The organism is Vibrio sp. CUB2 (assembly GCF_001557945.1).
Lineage (GTDB): Bacteria > Pseudomonadota > Gammaproteobacteria > Enterobacterales > Vibrionaceae > Vibrio > Vibrio owensii.
This window is the reverse complement of the sequence record NZ_LNRB01000014.1, coordinates 127772-148279: the sequence shown is the minus strand read 5'-3', so window position 1 is coordinate 148279 and position 20508 is coordinate 127772. Positions and strand designations below refer to the sequence as shown.

General features: G+C 46.3%; 21 protein-coding genes. 5 read left to right on the top strand and 16 right to left on the bottom strand.

Going from position 1 to position 20508, the window contains the following annotated elements; translation table 11 throughout:
• Nucleotides 1-171 precede the first annotated feature (171 nt).
• The 16 genes from ybgF to aspS all read right to left on the bottom strand — a co-directional run bounded on the left by ybgF (nucleotide 172) and on the right by aspS (nucleotide 14934).
• Nucleotides 172-927, bottom strand: coding sequence for a tol-pal system protein YbgF (ybgF, locus tag ATB78_RS20470; protein ID WP_061010164.1), 756 nt, complete (start codon nucleotides 925-927; stop codon nucleotides 172-174).
• A 15-nt stretch (nucleotides 928-942) separates the two neighbouring features.
• Nucleotides 943-1464 (bottom strand): peptidoglycan-associated lipoprotein Pal, encoded by a 522-nt coding sequence (gene pal / locus ATB78_RS20465; RefSeq protein WP_005441714.1) that lies wholly within the window; start codon nucleotides 1462-1464, stop codon nucleotides 943-945.
• 31 nt (nucleotides 1465-1495) lie between these two features.
• Nucleotides 1496-2848 (bottom strand): Tol-Pal system beta propeller repeat protein TolB, encoded by a 1353-nt coding sequence (tolB, locus tag ATB78_RS20460; RefSeq protein WP_005441711.1) that lies wholly within the window; start codon nucleotides 2846-2848, stop codon nucleotides 1496-1498.
• A gap of 13 nt (nucleotides 2849-2861) precedes the next feature.
• Nucleotides 2862-3887: a cell envelope integrity protein TolA gene (gene tolA, locus ATB78_RS20455; protein ID WP_061010162.1), complete on the bottom strand. Its 1026-nt coding sequence runs from the start codon at nucleotides 3885-3887 to the stop codon at nucleotides 2862-2864.
• 13 nt (nucleotides 3888-3900) lie between these two features.
• Nucleotides 3901-4344, bottom strand: a complete 444-nt coding sequence (gene tolR, locus ATB78_RS20450; RefSeq protein WP_005441707.1) for a protein TolR — start codon at nucleotides 4342-4344, stop codon at nucleotides 3901-3903.
• A gap of 3 nt (nucleotides 4345-4347) precedes the next feature.
• Complete coding sequence (tolQ, locus tag ATB78_RS20445) at nucleotides 4348-5046, bottom strand: protein TolQ (RefSeq protein ID WP_061010160.1); 699 nt, start codon at nucleotides 5044-5046, stop codon at nucleotides 4348-4350.
• Entirely contained in the window at nucleotides 5036-5455 is a 420-nt protein-coding gene (gene ybgC, locus ATB78_RS20440) for a tol-pal system-associated acyl-CoA thioesterase (RefSeq protein WP_005426200.1), read from the bottom strand. Before ybgC ends, tolQ begins: the two co-directional genes overlap by 11 nt.
• Nucleotides 5456-5626: 171 nt before the next feature.
• Nucleotides 5627-5929, bottom strand: a complete 303-nt coding sequence (gene ybgE / locus ATB78_RS20435; RefSeq protein WP_017188312.1) for a cyd operon protein YbgE — start codon at nucleotides 5927-5929, stop codon at nucleotides 5627-5629.
• Complete coding sequence (cydX, locus tag ATB78_RS20430; RefSeq protein ID WP_000270284.1) at nucleotides 5922-6029, bottom strand: cytochrome bd-I oxidase subunit CydX; 108 nt, start codon at nucleotides 6027-6029, stop codon at nucleotides 5922-5924. Before cydX ends, ybgE begins: the two co-directional genes overlap by 8 nt.
• A gap of 12 nt (nucleotides 6030-6041) precedes the next feature.
• Complete coding sequence (gene cydB / locus ATB78_RS20425; protein WP_039986504.1) at nucleotides 6042-7178, bottom strand: cytochrome d ubiquinol oxidase subunit II; 1137 nt, start codon at nucleotides 7176-7178, stop codon at nucleotides 6042-6044.
• Between the two features lie 17 nt (nucleotides 7179-7195).
• A complete protein-coding gene (gene cydA, locus ATB78_RS20420; RefSeq protein WP_005441697.1) occupies nucleotides 7196-8782 on the bottom strand; it encodes a cytochrome ubiquinol oxidase subunit I in 1587 nt (528 codons plus the stop codon).
• 461 nt (nucleotides 8783-9243) lie between these two features.
• Nucleotides 9244-10248, bottom strand: coding sequence for a Holliday junction branch migration DNA helicase RuvB (gene ruvB / locus ATB78_RS20415; RefSeq protein WP_061010158.1), 1005 nt, complete (start codon nucleotides 10246-10248; stop codon nucleotides 9244-9246).
• 21 nt (nucleotides 10249-10269) lie between these two features.
• Nucleotides 10270-10881 (bottom strand): Holliday junction branch migration protein RuvA, encoded by a 612-nt coding sequence (gene ruvA / locus ATB78_RS20410; protein ID WP_061010156.1) that lies wholly within the window; start codon nucleotides 10879-10881, stop codon nucleotides 10270-10272.
• A gap of 78 nt (nucleotides 10882-10959) precedes the next feature.
• Nucleotides 10960-12411 (bottom strand): methyl-accepting chemotaxis protein, encoded by a 1452-nt coding sequence (locus ATB78_RS20405; protein WP_061010154.1) that lies wholly within the window; start codon nucleotides 12409-12411, stop codon nucleotides 10960-10962.
• 122 nt (nucleotides 12412-12533) lie between these two features.
• Complete coding sequence (ruvC, locus tag ATB78_RS20400) at nucleotides 12534-13055, bottom strand: crossover junction endodeoxyribonuclease RuvC (RefSeq protein WP_061010152.1); 522 nt, start codon at nucleotides 13053-13055, stop codon at nucleotides 12534-12536.
• Between the two features lie 100 nt (nucleotides 13056-13155).
• Nucleotides 13156-14934 carry an aspartate--tRNA ligase gene (gene aspS / locus ATB78_RS20395; protein WP_061010149.1) on the bottom strand — a complete coding sequence of 593 codons (1779 nt, stop codon included), beginning with the start codon at nucleotides 14932-14934 and terminating at the stop codon, nucleotides 13156-13158.
• 272 nt (nucleotides 14935-15206) lie between these two features.
• Here aspS and ATB78_RS20390 point away from each other — a divergent pair, with 272 nt between their 5' ends.
• The 5 genes from ATB78_RS20390 to ATB78_RS20370 all read left to right on the top strand — a co-directional run bounded on the left by ATB78_RS20390 (nucleotide 15207) and on the right by ATB78_RS20370 (nucleotide 20505).
• Nucleotides 15207-16073, top strand: coding sequence for a DUF72 domain-containing protein (locus tag ATB78_RS20390; RefSeq protein ID WP_029789010.1), 867 nt, complete (start codon nucleotides 15207-15209; stop codon nucleotides 16071-16073).
• A gap of 104 nt (nucleotides 16074-16177) precedes the next feature.
• Nucleotides 16178-16915, top strand: a complete 738-nt coding sequence (gene cmoA, locus ATB78_RS20385; RefSeq protein WP_005426299.1) for a carboxy-S-adenosyl-L-methionine synthase CmoA — start codon at nucleotides 16178-16180, stop codon at nucleotides 16913-16915.
• Between the two features lie 133 nt (nucleotides 16916-17048).
• Entirely contained in the window at nucleotides 17049-18020 is a 972-nt protein-coding gene (gene cmoB / locus ATB78_RS20380; RefSeq protein WP_061010148.1) for a tRNA 5-methoxyuridine(34)/uridine 5-oxyacetic acid(34) synthase CmoB, read from the top strand.
• 221 nt (nucleotides 18021-18241) lie between these two features.
• Complete coding sequence (locus ATB78_RS20375; RefSeq protein ID WP_005441684.1) at nucleotides 18242-18988, top strand: ATP-dependent zinc protease; 747 nt, start codon at nucleotides 18242-18244, stop codon at nucleotides 18986-18988.
• 11 nt (nucleotides 18989-18999) lie between these two features.
• Nucleotides 19000-20505: an inactive transglutaminase family protein gene (locus ATB78_RS20370; RefSeq protein ID WP_005441683.1), complete on the top strand. Its 1506-nt coding sequence runs from the start codon at nucleotides 19000-19002 to the stop codon at nucleotides 20503-20505.
• Nucleotides 20506-20508 lie beyond the last annotated feature (3 nt).

The following is a 20508-nucleotide window of genomic DNA, read 5'->3' as shown; positions in this document are numbered from 1 at the left end:
TTTATGATATCGAGGGCTTGAGAAACGTGCATAAAAAAATCCGATAAACAGGGTCTATCGGATTTTTACACACTGGAGGGATCATTCAATTGATCTGCCGATTAATGTTTAACTGATCGGCATTAGAACCGAGGCTCCCTTTTTAATCATCTTGATATTACTTAAGCGTCGTTACTTCAGCTTAGAGCTTGCAACTTTCGCCGAGGCGCTGCCTGGGTACTCGTCTACCACTTGCTGATAGTATTTCTTCGCTTGCGCTGCATTGTTGTTACGCTCAGCAATATCGCCTAGCTTGACTAATGCATCTGCACGCTTGTTGGAATCTTTGTAAGAAACCACGGCTGCAAAGCTCTTCACAGCTTCTTTATCCTGTTTCTTCGCGAAGTACAACTGACCTAACCAGTAATGTGAGTTCGCTGAATATGTTGAATCAGGATAGTCCTTTTGGAACTGTTGGAACGCAGCAATCGCACCGGTGTAGTCGCGTTTTTTAAGGATTAAATCCACCGCGTCTTGGTAAGCCGTTTGTTCATCGGCATTCGATGTGTACTTACCGCCAGTTTCCGCTGGTTTGGTTTCTTTAACAGGTGCGGCTTTCATTTCGCCACGCACTCGATCAAGCTCCACAAACAACTCACGTTGACGCTTAAGCATTTGCTGCATCTCGTAGTTGTTGCGCTCTAATTGACCACGTAGATCACTGATCTCTTGTGCCATTTGGTCAACTTGCTCTTGCATTTGAAGCTGAACGCGGTTGCGGTTTTGCAACAAGCGCTCTAAACGCTCGATGTCGCTTTCGGAAGAAGATCGAGTAGATACTGATGATGTGCTGTTGAGATCTGATACTGGAGCTGGTGCAGCGAACGCGAAGTTCGCTGCACTTGCCAGTAACGTAAGCGTAACAGCGCGCTTAGTGTTACTGAACATGAGGTTTACCTCGAATTAGTATACTAGAACCGCACGACGGTTCTTAGCGTAAACATCTTCAGATTGACCTAGAAGAAGTGGCTTCTCTTCACCGTAGCTAACGATAGAGATTTGATCAGCTTGAACACCTAGTGCTTGTAGGTAGTTTGATACTGCTTCTGCACGACGTTCACCTAGAGCGATGTTGTACTCAGGAGTACCGCGCTCATCAGCGTGACCTTCGATCGTTACTTTAAGAGCTGGGTTCTTGCTTAGGTAAGAAGCGTGAGCCGCTAGCATCTCTTCGTAATCACCAGCAATTGTTGAGTTATCAAATGCGAAGTAGATTGTTTGAGTTTCACGTAGCGCTTGCTCTTTTAGCTCTTGCTCTGTTAGCTGGCTGTTTGGATCGATCGGAGTAACGACTGTAGTTTCTGCTGCACCAGTGTTTGTCTCAGCACCCGTGTTAGAAGCAGCGTCATCGCTTGAGCTACATGCCGTCATAGCCATCACAGGAATCGCGATTAGTAGCCCTTTTAGAACCTTGTTCAGTTGCATCTTATTTTCCTTTATTAATCAATTTTTCTTACTACAAAAACGGTGACCACGCGGGAGCTCTTACACGCCCATTAGTTGCCGGTAATCTAGCTTTAAATCGACCATCAATTGACACCATCGATAGTACGTTTTTCTTGTTGTAAATCGAGCTATAGATAACCATGCCACCATTTGGGGCAATGCTCGGAGACTCATCAAGCAACGTTTTTGTTAGCACCTGAAGAGCACCTGTTTCCAAATCTTGTTTGGCTAAGTTGAAACCCGAATCACTGCGATTCACCATGACTAGGAATCGGCCGTCAGGAGTGATTTGACCACCCAAGTTTTGACTGCCTTGCCAAGTCAAGCGATTAGTCGAACCGCTGCCCAAATCTACTTTATAAATCTGAGGTTTACCACCCCTGTCAGATGTGAAAATCAGCGATTTGCCATCAGGGTGCCAGTATGGTTCTGTATTATTTGATCTGCCACGCGTAATTTGTGTCAATTTGCGTGTTTTTAGATCCAAAGTGTAAACCTGAAGCGAACCAGTCTTAGAAAGCACAAGGGCTAACTGGCTGCCGTCCGGCGAGAATCTTGGCGCACCATTGTGACGAGGGTATGACGTTACTTTCTCACGTTCACCGGTGTAGATGTTCATGATGAAGATCTCAGCCTGACCATTTTGGAAACTTACGTAAGCCAGTTTCTGACCATCTGGAGACCATGCCGGAGACATTAGCGGTTGCTTCGATTGAAGCACTAGGCGCTCGTTGTAGCCATCATAATCCGCCACGCGAAGTTGGTAAGGGAAGTTATCTTTATCGTTCACCACCACGTAAGCGATACGTGTCATAAACGCACCACGCTCACCCGTTAGTTGCTCGTAGACAAGATCAGAGATACGGTGCGCGTACTCACGCATGCGTGGGCCTTCAACCGTAGCCACTTTGTTGAACAGAACATGATCTTTAGAAAGTACCAGCTCGCCGTCGCCACCAAGTGCTTTGCTATTGCCGCCAGTCAATTGACCGCGAACAACGTCAACCAATTGGTAGTTCACAACGTAGTTGCCCTGCTCGTTCTTTTTGATTGAACCCGTAAGCAGCGCATCAACCCCAAGGCCAGTCCACGCATCAAAGTTAACCTCTGATTCGTTGAATGGTGTTTGTGGCATCTTGCTAGTTGGTACCGGGCTGAACTTACCACTGCGTTGCAAGTCTGAAGCAATCACAGCAGAGATGTCCGTTGGAAGAGGTTCACTGCCTTCCCATTTAAATGGAACAACAGCAATTGGTCGTGCTGAATCAATACCATCGGTAATGACTAGCTCTAATGCGGCGTGAGCCACACTTGTCAGACTGCCAAGCAGTACAAACATTCCTAGTAAAAGGCGTTTAATCACGTCTCAGTTCCTTTTAGTCCAAAGCAACAGTTAAGTTGATGTCTTTCAATTTTTCGTTGACCGCTTCTTCTGACGATTTAGGGAAAGTCCCTACCTGCGCAATCGCACTCTTCGCAGCCGCACATACTCGGGCGTCGCCGTCTAATATGGTCACGCCAGCAACCATCATGTCTGTCCCTGTTGGGATCAGTTTGATGTTTACCCTACACTCCTTTCCCAGCAAGTAATCATCCTTAATCAGCCTTTGCTGAATGTTCTGTTTATAGATGGATGACATACGAGAAAGTTCATCGTCAATGAATTGGTTACGAGCCGCACTGTTTTGGCTTGCCTCACTTTCAAGGCCTGCAAAAATATCATCCAGTGCAGCTTCTTGCTCTTTACGCTCACGCTCTAATCGCTCAAGACGCTCTTTCTCTTGGCGTGCCTTTTCTGCGGCCTCTTTAGCTGCCTTTTCTTTCGCGATGCGTTCTTGCTCGGCTTTCGCAGCGGCTTCACGTTCACGTTTCGCTTTTTCTTCAGCTTCTTTCGCTGCTTTCTCTCGCGCTACGCGTTCTTGTTCCGCTTTTGCGGCCGCTTCTTCTTTGGCCTTACGCTCTTGTTCGGCTTTCGCTGCTCGCTCTTTCTCTTCGCGAACACGCTCTTCCTCAACTTTGCGTTCTTGTTCTTTCTTCTTGCGAGCAGCTTCGGCTTCACGAGCGGCTTTGGCATCTTTCGCCTGCTGCTCTTTTAGCTTACGAATCTGTTCTTCTTCAGCTTTGCGGTTTTTCTCAAGCTGCTCAGCTTCACGTCTCAATTTATCCAGACGATCTTGCTCTTTCTTCGCGGCTTTTTCGCGTTGCTGACGAATCTCGTTCGCTTGTTTCTGAACAAGTTTTGGATCAATCACCACAGCCTGAACCATCTGGCCTGTCGGCTCTGGTTTCGACATAGTGAAGTCCGTCCCCCAAAGTAGAGCCACGACTAATAGCGCGTGCAAACCAACCGATATCGCTATCGGCTTGGTGTATTCTTTGGATTTTTTCTTGTTATCTTTCATAGATGTTCGATGTCTATTCCCTGATATCGGTCATCAGACCCACTTTTGGGATGCCTGCACGACTTAACTCGTCAAGCAAAAGTACAACGTCGGCGTATGGCGTCGCTGCATCACCACCTACCGCAACAGGTGAATCAGGTTTGATCTCACGCTCGGCTTTCACACGCACAATCACGTCTTGTAGTGATAGACCGCGTTGAACCTCTTCATCATTCACGCTTAAGCCTAAATTGCCGTCACGATCGATTTCAATGATGATGAAGCTGCTGTCTGTATCACCAGCCAAGTCTTGCATAGATTCAGCCGTTGATGTCTGTGGAAGATCCACATCCACACCTTGAGTGACAAATGGAGCGGTCGCCATAAAAATGATCAACAGAACGAGCATCACGTCGATGTATGGTACGACGTTGATCTCTGCAGTCATTTTACGCTTTTTAGGTTGGTAACCCGCCATGCTCTATTCCTTACTTGCGCTGTCTCGACCCGCCATCGCTTGACGGTGCAGGATGCTGTGGAATTCTTCAGAGAAAGTCGCGTAAGTGTGCTCTAGCTTACTTACTTTGTTGCTAAGACGGTTGTATGCCATTACTGCAGGAATTGCAGCAAATAGACCCATTGCGGTTGCAATCAGGGCTTCTGCGATACCTGGCGCTACCATTGAAAGCGTTGCTTGCTTTACTTCACCTAAAGCGATGAACGCATGCATGATGCCCCAAACCGTACCAAACAGACCAATGTATGGGCTGATAGAACCGACCGTTGCAAGGAATGGTAAGCTGGTTTCCAGTTCATCAACTTCACGAGCAACAGCAACGCGCATTGCACGGCCTGTGCCTTCCATGATGTAAGCTGGCGAGTTTGCATTGCTCTTACGTAGACGAGCAAACTCGGTAAAACCTGCGTAGAAGATTTCTTCTGTACCTGTGATGTCGTCTTTACGACCTTTCACTTTCTGGTAAAGCTGAGAAAGATCAGTACCCGACCAGAATTTGTCTTCGAATAACTCCGCATCTTTTGATGCCTGAGATAAGACTTTGCTGCGCTTAATGATCATAGCCCATGATGCGATTGACATGCCGAGCAGTGTCAACATCACAAGCTTTACCAACAGACTGGCCTGAAGAAAGAGATCTAAAATGGAAATATCAGCAGTCACTATTTGTTAGCTCCGAATTGATAAATGATGGAATCGCAATTGGCTTCATTTTCTTATTATCGATACATGCTACCTTAACCATTGCCTTGCACAATGTTCTGCCTTCATCATTGACTAACTCTTGACAGAATTGCAAAGAAGCACGTTTTATTTCTGACACTCGGGTTAGAACGGTCAAATGCTCGTCCAGCCTTGCCCCTTGGTTGAAATCGATATCCATGTGTCGGACAACAAAGCCAATGTTTTGTTCCAGTAACACATGTTGAGAAACGCCTTTTGCACGCAACATCTCAGTGCGCGCGCGTTCAAAGAATTTTAAATAATTTGAGTGATATACAACGCCACCCGCATCTGTGTCTTCGTAATACACAGTGATCGGCCAGCGAAAGGGATTTGATGTGCCTTGCAAGGGAGTACCAATATATTCAATTCTTTAAAGCAATTACTATAACTGAAGCGGCAGTAATTGGTACTGAGGTAAGGGAATATTTTTGAAATTTGTAGAAAAAATAAAAGCCAGACAATACGTCTGGCTTTTATTCGATGATTTAGTAACCGACTTTATTTCAGAGTGTAACGCTTACATGAAATACAGTGCAGTTAGATAAATTAAGATAGCGAGCGAGAAATAAGGACTGAACAGCACCTGCCAGTACCAATTTCTTGGCTTGAAGCCCACACCATATACCATGCTTGAGCACACTGCCCAAATCAGCGCTGGTGCGATAAACGCATTAAAGCCACCAATTTCTCGATGGTATGCGTTCGGATCCCACATCACCAATCCTACATGCATAAAGCCAAGGATTAAGGCCAAGACTCTTAGTAGAGTCTTGTCCATTGGTGCGTGAAGTTTCGCTACCTTGTCAGCGAGATTACTCACTGTCTTTATCCATCATTTCTGAGTGCTCTAACCAAAGAGCGTTGATGATACCGAATGCACAAGCAAGTAGTACACCTAGAATCCATGCGAAATACCACATAGTAATAGCTCCTTAGTATAGTGAGTTTTTGTTTTCTTCGATGAACTGGTCATCCAAGCGGCCAAACATCTTGTAGTAAGTCCAAGACGTGTAAGCAAGGATGATAGGAACCATAACAAACGCTACGCCTGTCATTAGGTTCAGAGTCAGTTCAGATGAAGTTGCATCCCACATTGTCAGACTTTGGCTTGGCATTAGGTCTGAAGGCATTACGAATGGGAACATTGCGATACCAGCAGTAAAGATAACACCAGCGTTACCTAGGCTTGACGTTAGGAATGCGATGCCACACTTCTCTAGGCGAGATGCCAATACAGCTAGAAGCGGCATAGCAACCCCCAGTACAGGTGCAGCCCATAGTAGTGGGTAAGCTTCGAAGTTGTTCATCCACGCACCTGCTTCACGGATAACCTCTTTGTTAAGAGGGTTAGAAGCCGCTGCAGTGTCGATGCCACCTACGATAACGTAGCCTTCGATGCTTTGGATCCAGAAACCAGCAAGCACAAATGCAACCACTGTTAGTAGACCAGTAAGCTGAGCTACGTTACGAGCACGAGTATGTACTTCGCCAGTTGTCTTCATTTGAAGCCATGTTGCACCTTGCATCAGGATCATGAACAAGCTTACTAGACCACATAGCAGAGCAAATGGGTTTAGTAGACCAAAGAATGAACCGTGGTACGTTGGCATTAGGAATTCGTTCAATTGGAATGGAACACCTTGTAGAAGGTTACCAAACGCTACACCAAAGATGATTGGTGGAACGAAGCCACTGATTGAGATACAGATATCCCAAGTGTTACGCCATTTTTTATCTTCAATCTTTGAACGGTAATCAAGACCGATTGGACGTAGCCAAAGTGCCGCTAGGGTTAGGATCATCGCTAGGTAGAAACCAGAGAACGATGTCGCGTAAACCAAAGGCCATGCTGCGAACAATGCACCACCAGCAGTGATAAGCCATACTTGGTTACCATCCCAGTGAGGTGCGATGGAGTTAATCATCACACGACGTTGTGTGTCGTTTTTACCGATAATAGGTACAAGCGCGCCCACACCCATATCGAAACCGTCTGTAATTGCAAAACCAACTAGTAGAACACCGATCAGTACCCACCAGATGAATCGCAAGATTTCGTAATCAAACATCTTGTTGTCTCCTTGTCTTACGCTTCTACTTGGCGACTAACTTTGTCTTCAACAGAGTCAGCGTTTTGCTCGAAGTGGTAGCGACCAGTTTTCAGGCTGCTTGGACCTTTACGAGCGAATTTCACCATTAGGTATACTTCTGCAATTAGGAATGCAGTGTATAGCGCTAGGATTGCAAATAGTGAAGTCCAGATTTCACCTGCTGTTAGTGCTGATGCAGCAACGTGTACCGGTAGGATTTCACCTACAGCCCACGGTTGACGACCGTATTCAGCAACGAACCAACCTGCTTCAATCGCAATCCATGGAAGTGGAATGCTGAATAGTGCAGCTTTAAGAATCCAAGGTTTCTGTTCGATCTTCTGACGACATGTTTGGATGAATGACGCACCAAATACGAATAGCATAATGAAGCCACACGCAACCATGATACGGAACGACCAGAATAGCGGCCATACTGTTGGGATTGAGTCATCCGCAGCAGCTTGGATTTGGTCTTCAGTCGCATCAACAACGTTGTCTGTGTAACGTTTTAGAAGTAGGCCGTAACCTAGGTCACCTTTCACTTCATCAAACGCAGTCATGTTTGCTTCAGACTTGTCGCCTGCACGCAGTTTTTCAAGCAACTCGTACGCGTACATACCAGTACGGATACGGTCAACGTGCTCTTCACGAAGATCGTGTAGACCTGTTACTTGCTCGTCAAATGAACGTGTCGCGATGATACCCATAACGTAAGGGATCTTGATTGCGTAATCGGTGTTCATTGTTTCTTGGTTTGGTAAACCGAACAGTGTGAACGCCGCTGGTGCTGGTTCTGTGTGCCATTCAGCTTCTACCGCTGCTAGCTTCACTTTTTGAACTTCACCAAGCTCGTAACCAGATTCATCACCTAGCACGATTGTAGACAGGATTGCTGCCATACCGAAAGAAGCTGCGATAGCAAACGAACGACGAGCGAACGCCACATCACGACCTTTCAATAGGTAGTAAGAACTGATGCCTAGAACGAACATTGCACCACACGTGTAACCAGATGCTACTGTGTGTACAAATTTAACTTGCGCTACAGGGTTTAGTACAACGTCTGCGAAGCTCACCATTTCCATACGCATGGTTTCGAAGTTGAATTCAGCGCCAACTGGGTTTTGCATCCAGCCGTTCGCGATAAGAATCCAAAGTGCAGAGAAGTTAGAACCCAGAGCAACCAACCAGGTTACCGCTAAGTGTTGACGTTTTGATAGACGATCCCACCCGAAGAAGAATAGACCAACAAAAGTTGACTCCAGGAAGAAAGCAACCAGTGCTTCGATCGCCAGTGGTGCACCGAAGATGTCACCTACATAGTGGGAGTAGTAAGACCAGTTCGTACCAAACTGGAACTCCATGGTAAGGCCGGTAGCCACACCAAGTGCAAAGTTAATACCGAACAGCTTACCCCAGAACTTGGTCATGTCCTTGTAGATTTGCTTGTTCGTCATTACGTACATCGATTCCATAATGGCCAAAAGGAAGGCCATACCAAGGGTCAATGGTACGAATAGGAAGTGATACATCGCTGTCAGTGCAAACTGCAACCGCGACAGATCAACTACGTCAATCATGGTAACTCCTATGTGTCGGCTGAATGACACTCTCTACATATTGCAATCCATACACAAGTGTTATTTACACTTGAAAAATGTTGAATTATCACAACTCTTTGTTGCAAAAATGTGCTTCATTGGTTAGTTAATTGTTAAGCACCAGCTAATATAGCTGGGCCTAATATTACTGCTAAAAACAGTTTGTTTCAAAAGGTTTATGGCGGGAAACCGCTTTGATGTATATCAATGTTTGTGCGCTGAATTTGAACAAAAATCCATCACATTGATCCAGATCAATCGATATTGGAAGAGTATGTTAAGAGAGAGTAATCAGGAGAGAAAATAATCAGTTAGGCAGGAACATAGAGTTAACAATCTATAAGTTTTTCTTACCTATTTAGTATTAGAGCAAATTAAATAAATGAGAGGTTGGTCAACATTGGGGAAACGCTGAGCGCCAAGCGCTCAGCGATGGAATCTTACTTTTCAATTCCGAAATGCAAATAAGCGCGATCAGTGGCAATTCTACCACGAGGCGTGCGCTGTAAATAGCCTTGTTGGATAAGATATGGTTCAAGGACGTCTTCTATAGTGTCTTTCTCTTCACCAATCGCCGCTGCCATATTGTCTAAACCTACTGGGCCGCCACCAAACTTCTCCATGATCGCAAGAAGCAGTTTGCGGTCCATGTAGTCAAAACCTTTAGCGTCGACATCAAGCATATTCAGCGCTTTGTCTGCCACTTCTGCGCAGATGTGTCCATTACCCTTTACTTCGGCATAGTCACGAACACGGCGTAGCAGTCGGTTAGCAATACGCGGCGTACCACGGGCACGGCGAGCAACTTCTAATGCGCCTTCCGCTTCCATCGACAAGCCCAAGCAATCTGCACTGCGCTGAACGATGTCTTGTAGGTCTTTCACTTTGTAGTATTCAAGACGCTGCGTAATACCGAAACGATCACGAAGTGGCGAAGTCAAAGAACCTGCACGCGTTGTTGCACCGATCAGAGTAAAAGGAGGCAGGTCAATCTTGATAGAGCGAGCTGCTGGGCCTTCACCAATCATGATGTCCAATTGGTAGTCTTCCATCGCTGGATACAACACCTCTTCAACCATTGGGCTTAAGCGGTGAATCTCGTCAATGAACAGCACATCGTTTTCTTCTAAGTTAGTCAGCAGCGCCGCCAAGTCCCCTGCTTTCTCCAGCACAGGGCCTGAAGTGGTGCGAATGTTCACTTCCATCTCATTGGCAACGATGTTCGCAAGCGTGGTTTTACCCAAGCCTGGAGGACCAAATATCAAAAGGTGGTCGAGCGCTTCATTTCGCAATTGAGCGGCTTTGATGAAAATCTCCATCTGATCACGTACGTGATCCTGACCTTGGTAATCCGCCAGTTTCTTAGGACGAATCGCACGGTCGATGACATCTTCATCACGAAACGAAGAATTCTCTGGCGCGATTAAACGATCGGCTTCAATCATATTGTTCCCTTGGGCTTTCAGTTACACCATTGATTTTAGTGCTTCACGGATCAGTTGCTCACTGGTCATATCCGGTTTAGCGATCTGAGAAACCACTTTCGACGCTTGAGTCGGCTTGTAACCTAGAGCTAGAAGCGCACTGATTGCCTCTTCTTCAGCGTTGCTGGATGTCGCACCAGAATCCGTAGGAGCAGCATCGGTAAACGGCGTAAATAGATCGCCAGCACCCCAACCTTTCAGACGGTCTTTCATTTCTACAACTAGGCGTTCAGCTGTCTTCTTACCAACACCAGGCAGCTTCACAAGCGTTGAAATATCTTCACGGTCAACGCAAGAAACGAATTGGCTCGCAGTCATGCCAGAAAGGATACCTAGACCTAGCTTAGGACCAACGCCGTTCGCTTTAATCACTTCACGGAAAAGCGCACGCTCTTTGACTGTGTTGAAACCGTAAAGCAATTGCGCGTCTTCACGCACAACAAAGTGAGTATAAATAATGGCTTCTTCGCCGACATTTGGCAGTTCGTAGAAACAGCTCATTGGCATCTGAACTTCATAACCAATGCCATTAACTTCAATTAAAACTTCAGGTGGTTGCTTTTCAAGCAGAGTGCCGCGAAGACGTCCAATCACTATAAATACTCTTTGGAAATGAATTTGCGACAGGATAATAAAGAACTGGATAGACATCCAGTCCTTTATGCGGTGGGGTTAGATTTTTGAGACAACTTGATCAAGCTGTTGAGTCAGATTGCGCACCGCGACCACTTGCCCGTTCAGCTCGTTGCCGTATTGCGCGACAGTTTCTGCAATGGTTTTGGTGTTCACTACGCCGTTAGCAACTTCACTGCTGGCTTCATCCAACTCTTTTAATGCCGTCATTTGCGTAGCCATGATGCCAGACAGGCTCTGCACATCATGAGATATAGTGGTGACTTGCTGAATAATGGTGTTCATTCGCTCTGTACTCGACGTCACAACGCTTTGACCATGCTTCACTTCTTGCTCACTGCGATCAAGCAAGTTACGAATTTCTACCGCCGACTGACTGCTCTTAGCCGAGAGCTCTCGAACTTGGTCCGCAACGACCGCAAAGCCTCTGCCCTGCTCACCCGCTCTCGCCGCTTCAATAGCAGCATTGAGTGCCAACAAGTTGGTTTGCTCCGCAACCGACGTAATTAAGTCCGCCACTTTCATGATTTCTTCATGGCTGGTAATGATCTGGCTGATCGCTTGGGTAGAGTCCTCCAATAATTCCGAGCTTTTCTCAGCTTGTTGATGGACGTCTTCACTCTTCTCACGCAACTCTTCGACAAACTTGCTGGACTCTTCAATCCCCGTCGCCATGTGATGCACTTGCTGACTCATTTGCTCTGCCGCGCTGGCTTGGGATTCACTGTTTACATTAAGAGCATTCACTTGAGCATCTAATTGTGATGATTGTTCATCCAACACTTGGGAGACTTGTTTCAATTCACTTGAGTTTTGATTAGCTTGCTCAAGCACCTCCGCCAAATGCAACTCCCCTTCTGTTGCCTTTTGCGCCACCAACTCACTTTCTGCTTTGGCTTTCTCTGCACTTTCAATCGCGGTGTCTCGCTGCTTGGCGGTAAAAGCTTGTGCAATACAAATCACCACCAGCGGTAACACAGTGCCTGACCATATCTCCACACGCTGCGCAGATTCAGACAACACGAGCTGAGGAAAACCAAAACCAGATACATGCTGATACGTCATTACCGCAGAAAGCACTATCACTAACGCGCTCCAAGAGATCGCCATGATACGAGTGCCAGATAAAAAGAAAGCGACGACTAACAAAGGCACCCAGTAAGTCTGGGTTGAATCGACCACACCACCACTTTGATAAATGATGTTGAGTGCATGCACCGACATGCCGACAAAACCAAGATTGAGCGACAATGCCGGTTGTTTGAACCACCTCAGGCTAAAGGCGGATATCAGTTCGAGTGCGATTAAGAGTACTGAGGTAAAAATTAAGCTTTCATGCCCATGTTTGGACCATTTGATCAGGCTGTAGATCCCGACTAGAAAAGCGATGAAGGTAAATAGAGAGAGGATGTCTGCTTGACGTTGTTGTGTTCTTGTCCATTGAGTTTCGCGCGGCATAAATGCACTGCGCCACAGCGTGGCTGGATTCATGTTCAATCTTCCTTGATTGATTTCTTATTAGACCTCTGACCACTATAGTTTTGTAACATTTTCTCAACAAATTTAATCCTTAAATCTGTCTGAGATGTCTCATTTTTAATACGAGAACACGCCTAACAGTAACGACCTTTTCTTGCACTGGTTGCTTTGCCTGCGAGCGCCACCAGCGTCTTATTCGTGTTAGCGTGACAAATAGCAACACCCAGCGCATCGGCAGCATCGGCTTGAGGTTTAGCGGGCAATTTAAGCATGTGTTGAACCATATGTTGAACCTGAACTTTGTCTGCGCCACCTGTGCCCGTTACCGCTTGTTTAATAAGACGAGCCGCGTACTCATGCACCGGAAGATCCGCATTCACAGCCGCCACAATTGCGCTACCACGCGCCTGCCCTAGCTTTAGTGCAGAATCGGCATTCTTCGCCATAAACACTTGCTCGATGGCAAACACATCCGGTTGAAACTGAGTGATGATTTCTGTTACGCCTGCGTAGATTTGCTTGAGACGGCCTGGCAGCTCTTTTTCAGAAGTACGGATACAGCCGCTGCCTAGATATTGCAGATGACGACCTTGCTGGCGAATCACGCCATAACCGGTAATACGAGAGCCTGGGTCAATGCCCAAAATAATTGACATGAAGAGTCCTAATCAATAACTCACTGTAAGTATGAGAATAGTTGCCATTAAAACAAAAACTCCCGCAGGTGCGGGAGTTTTTTCTTTAATTGTTGTGCGCTTATTCTGCGTCTTTTTCTTTCGCAACTGTCACTGCAATCGCTAGCTCTTCTAGAGCCGCTGGGTTTGCAAGGCTTGGAGCGTCTGTTAGTAGACACGCCGCCGCAGTTGTTTTAGGGAACGCGATAACGTCACGGATGTTCTCTGTACCACATAGCAGCATCACTAGACGGTCTAGACCGAATGCAAGACCTGCGTGTGGAGGCGTACCGAATTTTAGCGCGTCCAGTAGGAAGCCGAATTTCAGTTGTTGCTCTTCTGCATCGATACCTAGGATATCGAATACCGCTGCTTGCATTTCTGCGTTGTGGATACGTACAGAACCACCGCCTACTTCGTAGCCGTTTAGAACCATGTCGTATGCGTTTGAGTTCGCTACTGCTGGGTTCGCTTTTAGCTCTTCCGCAGTCACACCTAGAGGTGATGTGAATGGGTGGTGCATTGCGTGTAGGTTGCCTTCGTCGTCTTCTTCGAACATTGGGAAGTCAACAACCCATAGTGGAGCCCAAGTGCCTTCTTTCGTTAGCTCTAGGTCTTTACCAAGTTTAAGACGAAGTGCACCTAGTGCTTCAGCAACGATGTTTGCTTTGTCTGCGCCAAATAGGATGATGTCGCCAGATTCCGCTTGAGTGCGATCTAGGATACCGTTGATCACGTCTTCGCTTAGGAATTTAGCTACAGGAGACTGGATACCTTCCATGCCTGCTGCACGGTCGTTAACCTTCATCCATGCTAGACCTTTCGCACCGTAGATACCTACGAATTCTGCGTAGCCGTCGATTTGCTTACGAGTAAGCTCAGCACCACCTGGAACACGGATAACTGCTACGCGACCTTTCTCGTCGTTTGCTGGACCAGAGAATACTTTGAACTCAACGTCTTTTACTAGGTCAGCAACGTCTACTAGTTCTAGTGGGTTACGTAGGTCTGGCTTATCAGAACCGAAACGACGAATCGCTTCGCTGAACGGCATTACTGGGAATTCACCTAGGTCAACGTTCAGTAGCTCTTGCCACATTTCACGAACCATTTTCTCAGTCGTTGCACGAACTTGGTCAGCCGTCATGAATGACGTTTCGATATCGATCTGAGTGAATTCTGGTTGACGGTCAGCACGCAAGTCTTCATCACGGAAACACTTAACGATTTGGTAGTAACGGTCAAAACCAGACATCATTAGAAGCTGTTTGAATAGCTGTGGAGACTGAGGAAGCGCGTAGAAGCTGCCTTTGTGAACACGGCTAGGTACTAGGTAGTCACGAGCGCCTTCTGGTGTCGCTTTTGTTAGTACTGGTGTTTCGATGTCTAGGAAGCCGTTGTCATCTAGGAAACGACGAACAAAGCTAGACGCTTTAGCACGTAGCTTGATGCGGTCGCTCATTTCTGGACGACGTAGATCTAGGTAACGGTACTTCAGACGTTGCTCTTCAGAGTTCTTTTGGTTGAAGTCTAGAGGCAAAACGTCAGAGCGGTTGATGATCTCAAGACCTTTTGCAAGGATCTCAACTTCACCTGTTGCCATGTCTTTGTTTACTTGGCTCTCTGGACGAACGCGAACTTCACCAGTTAGTTTGATACAGAATTCATTACGAAGTGTGTTAGCCACTTCATACGCATCTGCCATATCTGGATCAACAACTACCTGAACGATACCTTCGCGATCTCGCATATCGATAAAAATAAGACCGCCTAAATCACGACGACGGTTAACCCAGCCGCAAAGTTCTACAGTTTGTCCTGCAAGGGACTTGTTCAGGTGACCACAGTAATGGGTACGCATAATGAAATTCCCAATCTCTCAAATATTGTTAACTACGCTCTGTCAGCCTCATTGCCGAGCAGAGTAAAGGTCCATTTATACGCTGAAAGCCTATGAAAATCGACTACTCAACATACAATTAAGTGTGTTTTATCATTCATTGGTGGTTTTTAGTACAACAAATGTTCAAAAGCGCACCAAAGCGAAAAAATTGGTGGGGATTATAGCGTGAAATTACCCATTTCAGCAAAACTCTCGTAAAGTGGGCTCAGGAAAAAACGTAAAGCAAAGATATGGATAATTTACCCCTTCGACTTGGATTGACCATGTGGTCGCACAACCAGTGGCAACAAAGCTTTTATGGCAGTGGCACCAAACCTGCAGAGCGACTCGAAAAGTACGCGCAGGTGTTCCACACCGTAGAAGGCAACACCACCTTTTACGCCACACCGACGCTTAACACGGTGCAAAACTGGAAAGCCGCGACTCACGACGACTTCAAATTCACCTTTAAGTTGCCAAAAGCCATTACTCACGAACAGATGCTCAGAGGTTGCGATGAGCAGTTACGTGACTTTATGACGATCATGGAACCGCTTCATGAACGTGTTGGGCAATGGACGATTCAGCTCCCTGCTGCATTTGGTCCAGAACACCTCGATAGATTGAAGAAGTTCTGTGCCAGCTTTCCGCCGAATTTCCCCCTTGGAGTTGAAGTTCGTCATATGGCGTTTTTCTCCAAAGGTGAAGAAGAGCGTGCGTTGAATCAGTGGCTGTTAGAGAGCGGCATTGACCGCATTATTATGGACAGCCGCCCTGTATTCGCCGCGCAGCCGACAACAGAAGCAGTGATCGATGCCCACCAGAAAAAGCCTCGCGTTCCGGTTCATGCAATCGCAACCGCCAAGCACCCAATGATACGTTTTATCGGTCATCCAGACATGGACGACAACCTGCGCTTTTTCGAACCTTGGTTGAAGAAACTGCCAATGTGGATTGAACAAGGCATTCAACCGTACTTGATGATCCACACGCCAGATAACGTCTTAGCGCCAGAACTGGCTGAAAAGCTATATAAGCAGCTACAACTTAAGCTCTCACTGCCAAATTTGTCTGTATTTCCTGCCAACGATGGCAACTCGCAAATACAAATGTTTTAGACAAGCTTATAATTAAGCAAATGACAGAGGCGCGAATTTCCCATAAAATACGCGCCTTTTTTGATGCCTGACATTTCAGGCGGCTTGTATGCAGAGATTTGGTTATGAACCCTAAGAGCAATCCAGATACTATTTTTTCGGCTCCAATCGATAAAATTGGGGATTTCACGTTCGATGAACGCGTGGCGGAAGTTTTCCCTGACATGATTCAACGATCGGTGCCGGGTTACAGCAACATCATTTCTGCAATTGGTATGCTGGCAGAGCGTTTTGTTAAGCCTCACTCAAACATCTACGACCTAGGTTGTTCTTTGGGTGCTGCTACGCTGTCTATGCGTCGTCATATCAAACAAGAAGGTTGCCAAATCATTGCAGTGGACAACTCTCCTGCGATGGTTGAACGCTGTAAGCTTCACGTCAACGCATACCGCAGTGATACACCAGTTGATGTCGTCGAAGCGGACATTCGTAATATCGAAATCGAAAACGCATCTGTGGTGGTATTGAACTTCACACTGCAATTCCTTTCTCCAGAAGATCGCTATGCTCTACTAGAGAAAATCTACGCAGGTCTGCGCCCAGGCGGCATTTTGATTCTGTCTGAAAAGTTCGTGTTTGAAGATGAAGTGTCTAACGAGTTGTTGATTGACCTTCACCACGACTTTAAACGTGCAAATGGCTATAGCGAACTAGAAATCAGCCAAAAACGCAGCGCGATTGAAAACGTGATGCGCCCTGATTCGAAGAAAGATCATAAAGAGCGTTTCGCAGAAATTGGTTTCTCAAGCTACGACGTTTGGTTCCAGTGTTTTAACTTCGGTTCGATGTTTGCGATTAAATAGCGAGAAGCGAGAAGCGAGAAGCGAGAAGCGAGAAGCGAGAAGCGAGAAGCGAGAAGCGAGAAGCGAGAAGCGAGAAAGTCTTAACGTTTCGCATTTAGTGTCAATTTTTTAATTTATTACTCAGTGAAAAACTATGTTTAATTTTGCTAATTTTTATCAGTTAATCGCTCAAGACACTCGTCTTCAGCCGTGGCTAAACGTATTACCTCAACAGTTAACAGATTGGCAAAACGCTGAGCACGGTGACTTTGGTCGCTGGCTGAAAGCGCTGAACAAGATCCCACAAGGCGCACCAAACCAAGTGGACATCAAAAACTCGGTGACCATCAGCAACGATACGCCTTTTCATGAAGGTGAGCTGAAAAAGCTAGAAAGCCTGCTGCGTACGTTCCACCCGTGGCGTAAAGGTCCATACACAGTGCACGGTATTCATATCGATACTGAGTGGCGCAGTGACTGGAAATGGGATCGCGTTCTTCCGCACATCTCACCACTAAAAAACCGCAGCGTATTAGATGTAGGTTGTGGCAACGGCTACCACATGTGGCGCATGCTAGGTGAAGGTGCACGTCTGACGGTTGGTATCGACCCTTCTCACCTGTTCCTAATTCAGTTCGAAGCGATTCGTAAGTTAATGGGCGATGACCAACGCGCTCACCTTCTTCCATTGGGTATTGAACAACTACCAAAGTTAGAAGCGTTCGACACTGTATTTAGTATGGGCGTGCTTTACCACCGTCGCTCTCCACTGGATCACTTGGTGCAGCTAAAAGACCAGTTAGTATCAGGTGGCGAGCTTGTTTTGGAAACACTCGTAATCGAAGGCGATGAGAATGCGGTATTGGTTCCGACGTCTCGCTACGCGCAAATGCGTAACGTGTACTTCTTCCCGTCAGCGAAAGCACTGAAAGTGTGGCTAGAGTTGGTTGGCTTTAAAGATGTTCGTATCGTAGATGAACACGTGACTTCTGTTGGAGAGCAACGCACCACAGACTGGATGACACATAACTCTCTACCAGATTACCTCGATCCAAACGACCCAAGCAAAACGGTTGAAGGCTATCCTGCGCCACGTCGCGCGATACTTGTGGCGACTAAGCCATAATTAACTGAGATTTCTGACATTGTCTTAACTCACTCCCGCCTTTAAGACATTAACCTCTCTTCGAATCTAATTAAGGATGCATTTTGCGTCCTTAATTTTTTGGCGTTTCGTCACTATTCCTCATTCTGTAAGAGACTGTCGCAGATTCTTGCTTGTGAGGGCTTGTCGATAACGCTAAACTCCTAAAAAACAAACAACTTAATCCAATCCCAAGGTTTTCAATGTTTATACGATTGACTCCGGTTGTTGCCATCGCCTTACTATCTGGTTGTACTTTAACCAAAGGCGAACAGTACCACCAAGAAACGTTAGCTGCTATTCAGGCTTCAGAAACGAATTTCAATACTCGCGTTACCAACTTAGAGCTTCAACTTAGTAACCAGTCGGATTACATCGAAAGTCTGGAAGGCCAAGTGGATAAGTTAAACGGCGAACTCAATACTTTCCGCAAAGAAGCAATGGATGAAGTGAGAAAGCCAAAAGAACCTATCATCGTTCAAGCTCCTGCTCCCGTTCAAGCAACTCCTACTCATGACATTGTCCTTGGCTCAATTGAGCGTGTGACGATCGATTCCATTAAGCAAACTTTCGACGCTCGCGTAGATACCGGCGCTGCAACTTCTTCACTGAACGCCGTCGATATTGAAGAATTCGAAAGAAATGGCAAAAACTGGGTGCGTTTCCACCTTGCTGACAATACCAAGTCAGATGAAGAGAAAGACATTTGGATTGAAGCGCCAATCATTCGCTACGTGAAAATCCGCCAAGCAACCAATGAAGAACTAGAGCGTCGTGCTGTAGTCGAACTTTGGGTGCGCGTTGGAAAAATTCATGAAAAAGCGCAATTTACGTTGGCAGATCGCTCTCAAATGAACCATCCTGTTTTACTAGGAAGAGAATTTATGCGCGACATCGCACTCGTCGATGTGAGCCGTAAATATATTCAAACGGAAGAAGAGAAAAAATAATAAGGTAGATTATGACGTCAAGAATACCGTTTTACCTGTCAATCATCCTTTTGGTGGTTGCAGGCATCGCTTTGAGTGTTTTCAGACATCAGAATTACGGCGTTCCATGGACTCCAGGTGAAACGCGTCAGGTTTGGGATGTTGAAGCCCGTATTGAATTCAATGCGAATGGCGGTGAAGTAAAAGCTTCTTTAGCCGCTCCTCACACGCAAAAAGGCTACACCTTGATTGGTGAGTCTGCGTCCTCTCCAGGTTACGGTGTTTCTTACGTAAACTCTGATTCAGGTCGTCGTGCTGAATGGTCTATCCGCCAAGCAACTGGCGCACAAACCATTTACTACAAAGCCCAATTCTTGGTTGACCCACAAGCAAAAGTGGATGAACAACCACCAACAGGCGAAATCACCAAGCCTACCCTATCAGCACCACAACAAGCGGCAGCAAATGCTCTGATTGAACGCGCAATGAGCCGTTCTGCAGACAACGAGACGTTTGCCCGCGAGCTGATCAAAACGCTTAACGATCCAGATAGCCAAAACGCAGCGCTTATCTTGAACGACTTTGACCGTACTGATGCATTGCAAAAGATCCTGCTTACTGCAGGTGTGCAAAGCAAAACAGTTGGGGTTATCGAGTTAGAAGATGGTCGCCGCCGTCAAACGATTCAACCAATGGTTCAGGTTTGGTCTGGCGATAAGTGGGTTCTCTTCTCTCCTAACTCAGAGCAAGCAGCTGCACAGCCTAACCTTCTGGTTTGGGATGAATCTAACGTCTCTCTACTTGACCTAGTGGGCGGTAAGAACAGCCAAGTCCACTTCTCGATGATTAAGCAAGAGCTGACACCACAAGAAGCAACAGACAATAAGGTTGAAGCGGACGGTCTATTAAACCTATCGATTCATAGCCTGCCTCTTGAAGAGCAAGCCATGTTCAAGACCATCATGTTGATCCCAATTGGTGCTCTGATTGTTGTATTCTTGCGCGTGATTATCGGTCTTAAAACGTCCGGTACCTTCATGCCAGTTCTGATTGCAGTTGCCTTTGTTCAAACCCAGCTTGTTACGGGTATTGTGGGCTTCCTATTGATTGTCGGTACAGGCCTGATAATTCGAAGTTACCTCTCGAGGCTTAACTTACTTCTGGTCGCGAGGATATCCGCGGTTATCATCACCGTAATCATGATCATCTCTGTGTTCACCGTTGTGGCATTCAAGATTGGTCTGACTGAAGGTCTAACGATTACCTTCTTCCCAATGATCATCTTGTCATGGACTATCGAACGTATGTCGATTCTATGGGAAGAAGAAGGCGCGAAAGAAGTTGCGCTTCAAGGTGGTGGTTCACTACTGACAGCGGTACTGGTTTACTTAGCAATGACTAATACCTACATCCAGCACCTAACGTTTAACTTTATCGGCCTACAGCTCATTGTACTGGCAGGTATTCTACTACTAGGTACATACACGGGTTACCGTCTAACTGAGCTACGTCGCTTTAAACCACTAGCGGAGGACTAAACG

Excerpts from the sequence above, each read along its gene's own strand:
- pal (WP_005441714.1), bottom strand. The coding sequence starts at position 1,464 with ATGCAACTGAACAAGGTTCTAAAAGGGCTACTAATCGCGATTCCTGTG.
- cmoA (WP_005426299.1), top strand. The coding sequence starts at position 16,178 with ATGAACCCTAAGAGCAATCCAGATACTATTTTTTCGGCTCCAATCGAT.
- cmoB (WP_061010148.1), top strand. The coding sequence starts at position 17,049 with ATGTTTAATTTTGCTAATTTTTATCAGTTAATCGCTCAAGACACTCGT.
- tolA (WP_061010162.1), bottom strand. The coding sequence starts at position 3,887 with ATGAAAGATAACAAGAAAAAATCCAAAGAATACACCAAGCCGATAGCG.
- tolR (WP_005441707.1), bottom strand. The coding sequence starts at position 4,344 with ATGGCGGGTTACCAACCTAAAAAGCGTAAAATGACTGCAGAGATCAAC.
- ATB78_RS20405 (WP_061010154.1), bottom strand. The coding sequence starts at position 12,411 with ATGAATCCAGCCACGCTGTGGCGCAGTGCATTTATGCCGCGCGAAACT.
- ATB78_RS20370 (WP_005441683.1), top strand. The coding sequence starts at position 19,000 with ATGACGTCAAGAATACCGTTTTACCTGTCAATCATCCTTTTGGTGGTT.
- cydA (WP_005441697.1), bottom strand. The coding sequence starts at position 8,782 with ATGATTGACGTAGTTGATCTGTCGCGGTTGCAGTTTGCACTGACAGCG.
- cydX (WP_000270284.1), bottom strand. The coding sequence starts at position 6,029 with ATGTGGTATTTCGCATGGATTCTAGGTGTACTACTTGCTTGTGCATTC.
- ATB78_RS20375 (WP_005441684.1), top strand. The coding sequence starts at position 18,242 with ATGTTTATACGATTGACTCCGGTTGTTGCCATCGCCTTACTATCTGGT.
- ruvC (WP_061010152.1), bottom strand. The coding sequence starts at position 13,055 with ATGTCAATTATTTTGGGCATTGACCCAGGCTCTCGTATTACCGGTTAT.
- ruvB (WP_061010158.1), bottom strand. The coding sequence starts at position 10,248 with ATGATTGAAGCCGATCGTTTAATCGCGCCAGAGAATTCTTCGTTTCGT.
- cydB (WP_039986504.1), bottom strand. The coding sequence starts at position 7,178 with ATGTTTGATTACGAAATCTTGCGATTCATCTGGTGGGTACTGATCGGT.
- ybgF (WP_061010164.1), bottom strand. The coding sequence starts at position 927 with ATGTTCAGTAACACTAAGCGCGCTGTTACGCTTACGTTACTGGCAAGT.
- ATB78_RS20390 (WP_029789010.1), top strand. The coding sequence starts at position 15,207 with ATGGATAATTTACCCCTTCGACTTGGATTGACCATGTGGTCGCACAAC.
- aspS (WP_061010149.1), bottom strand. The coding sequence starts at position 14,934 with ATGCGTACCCATTACTGTGGTCACCTGAACAAGTCCCTTGCAGGACAA.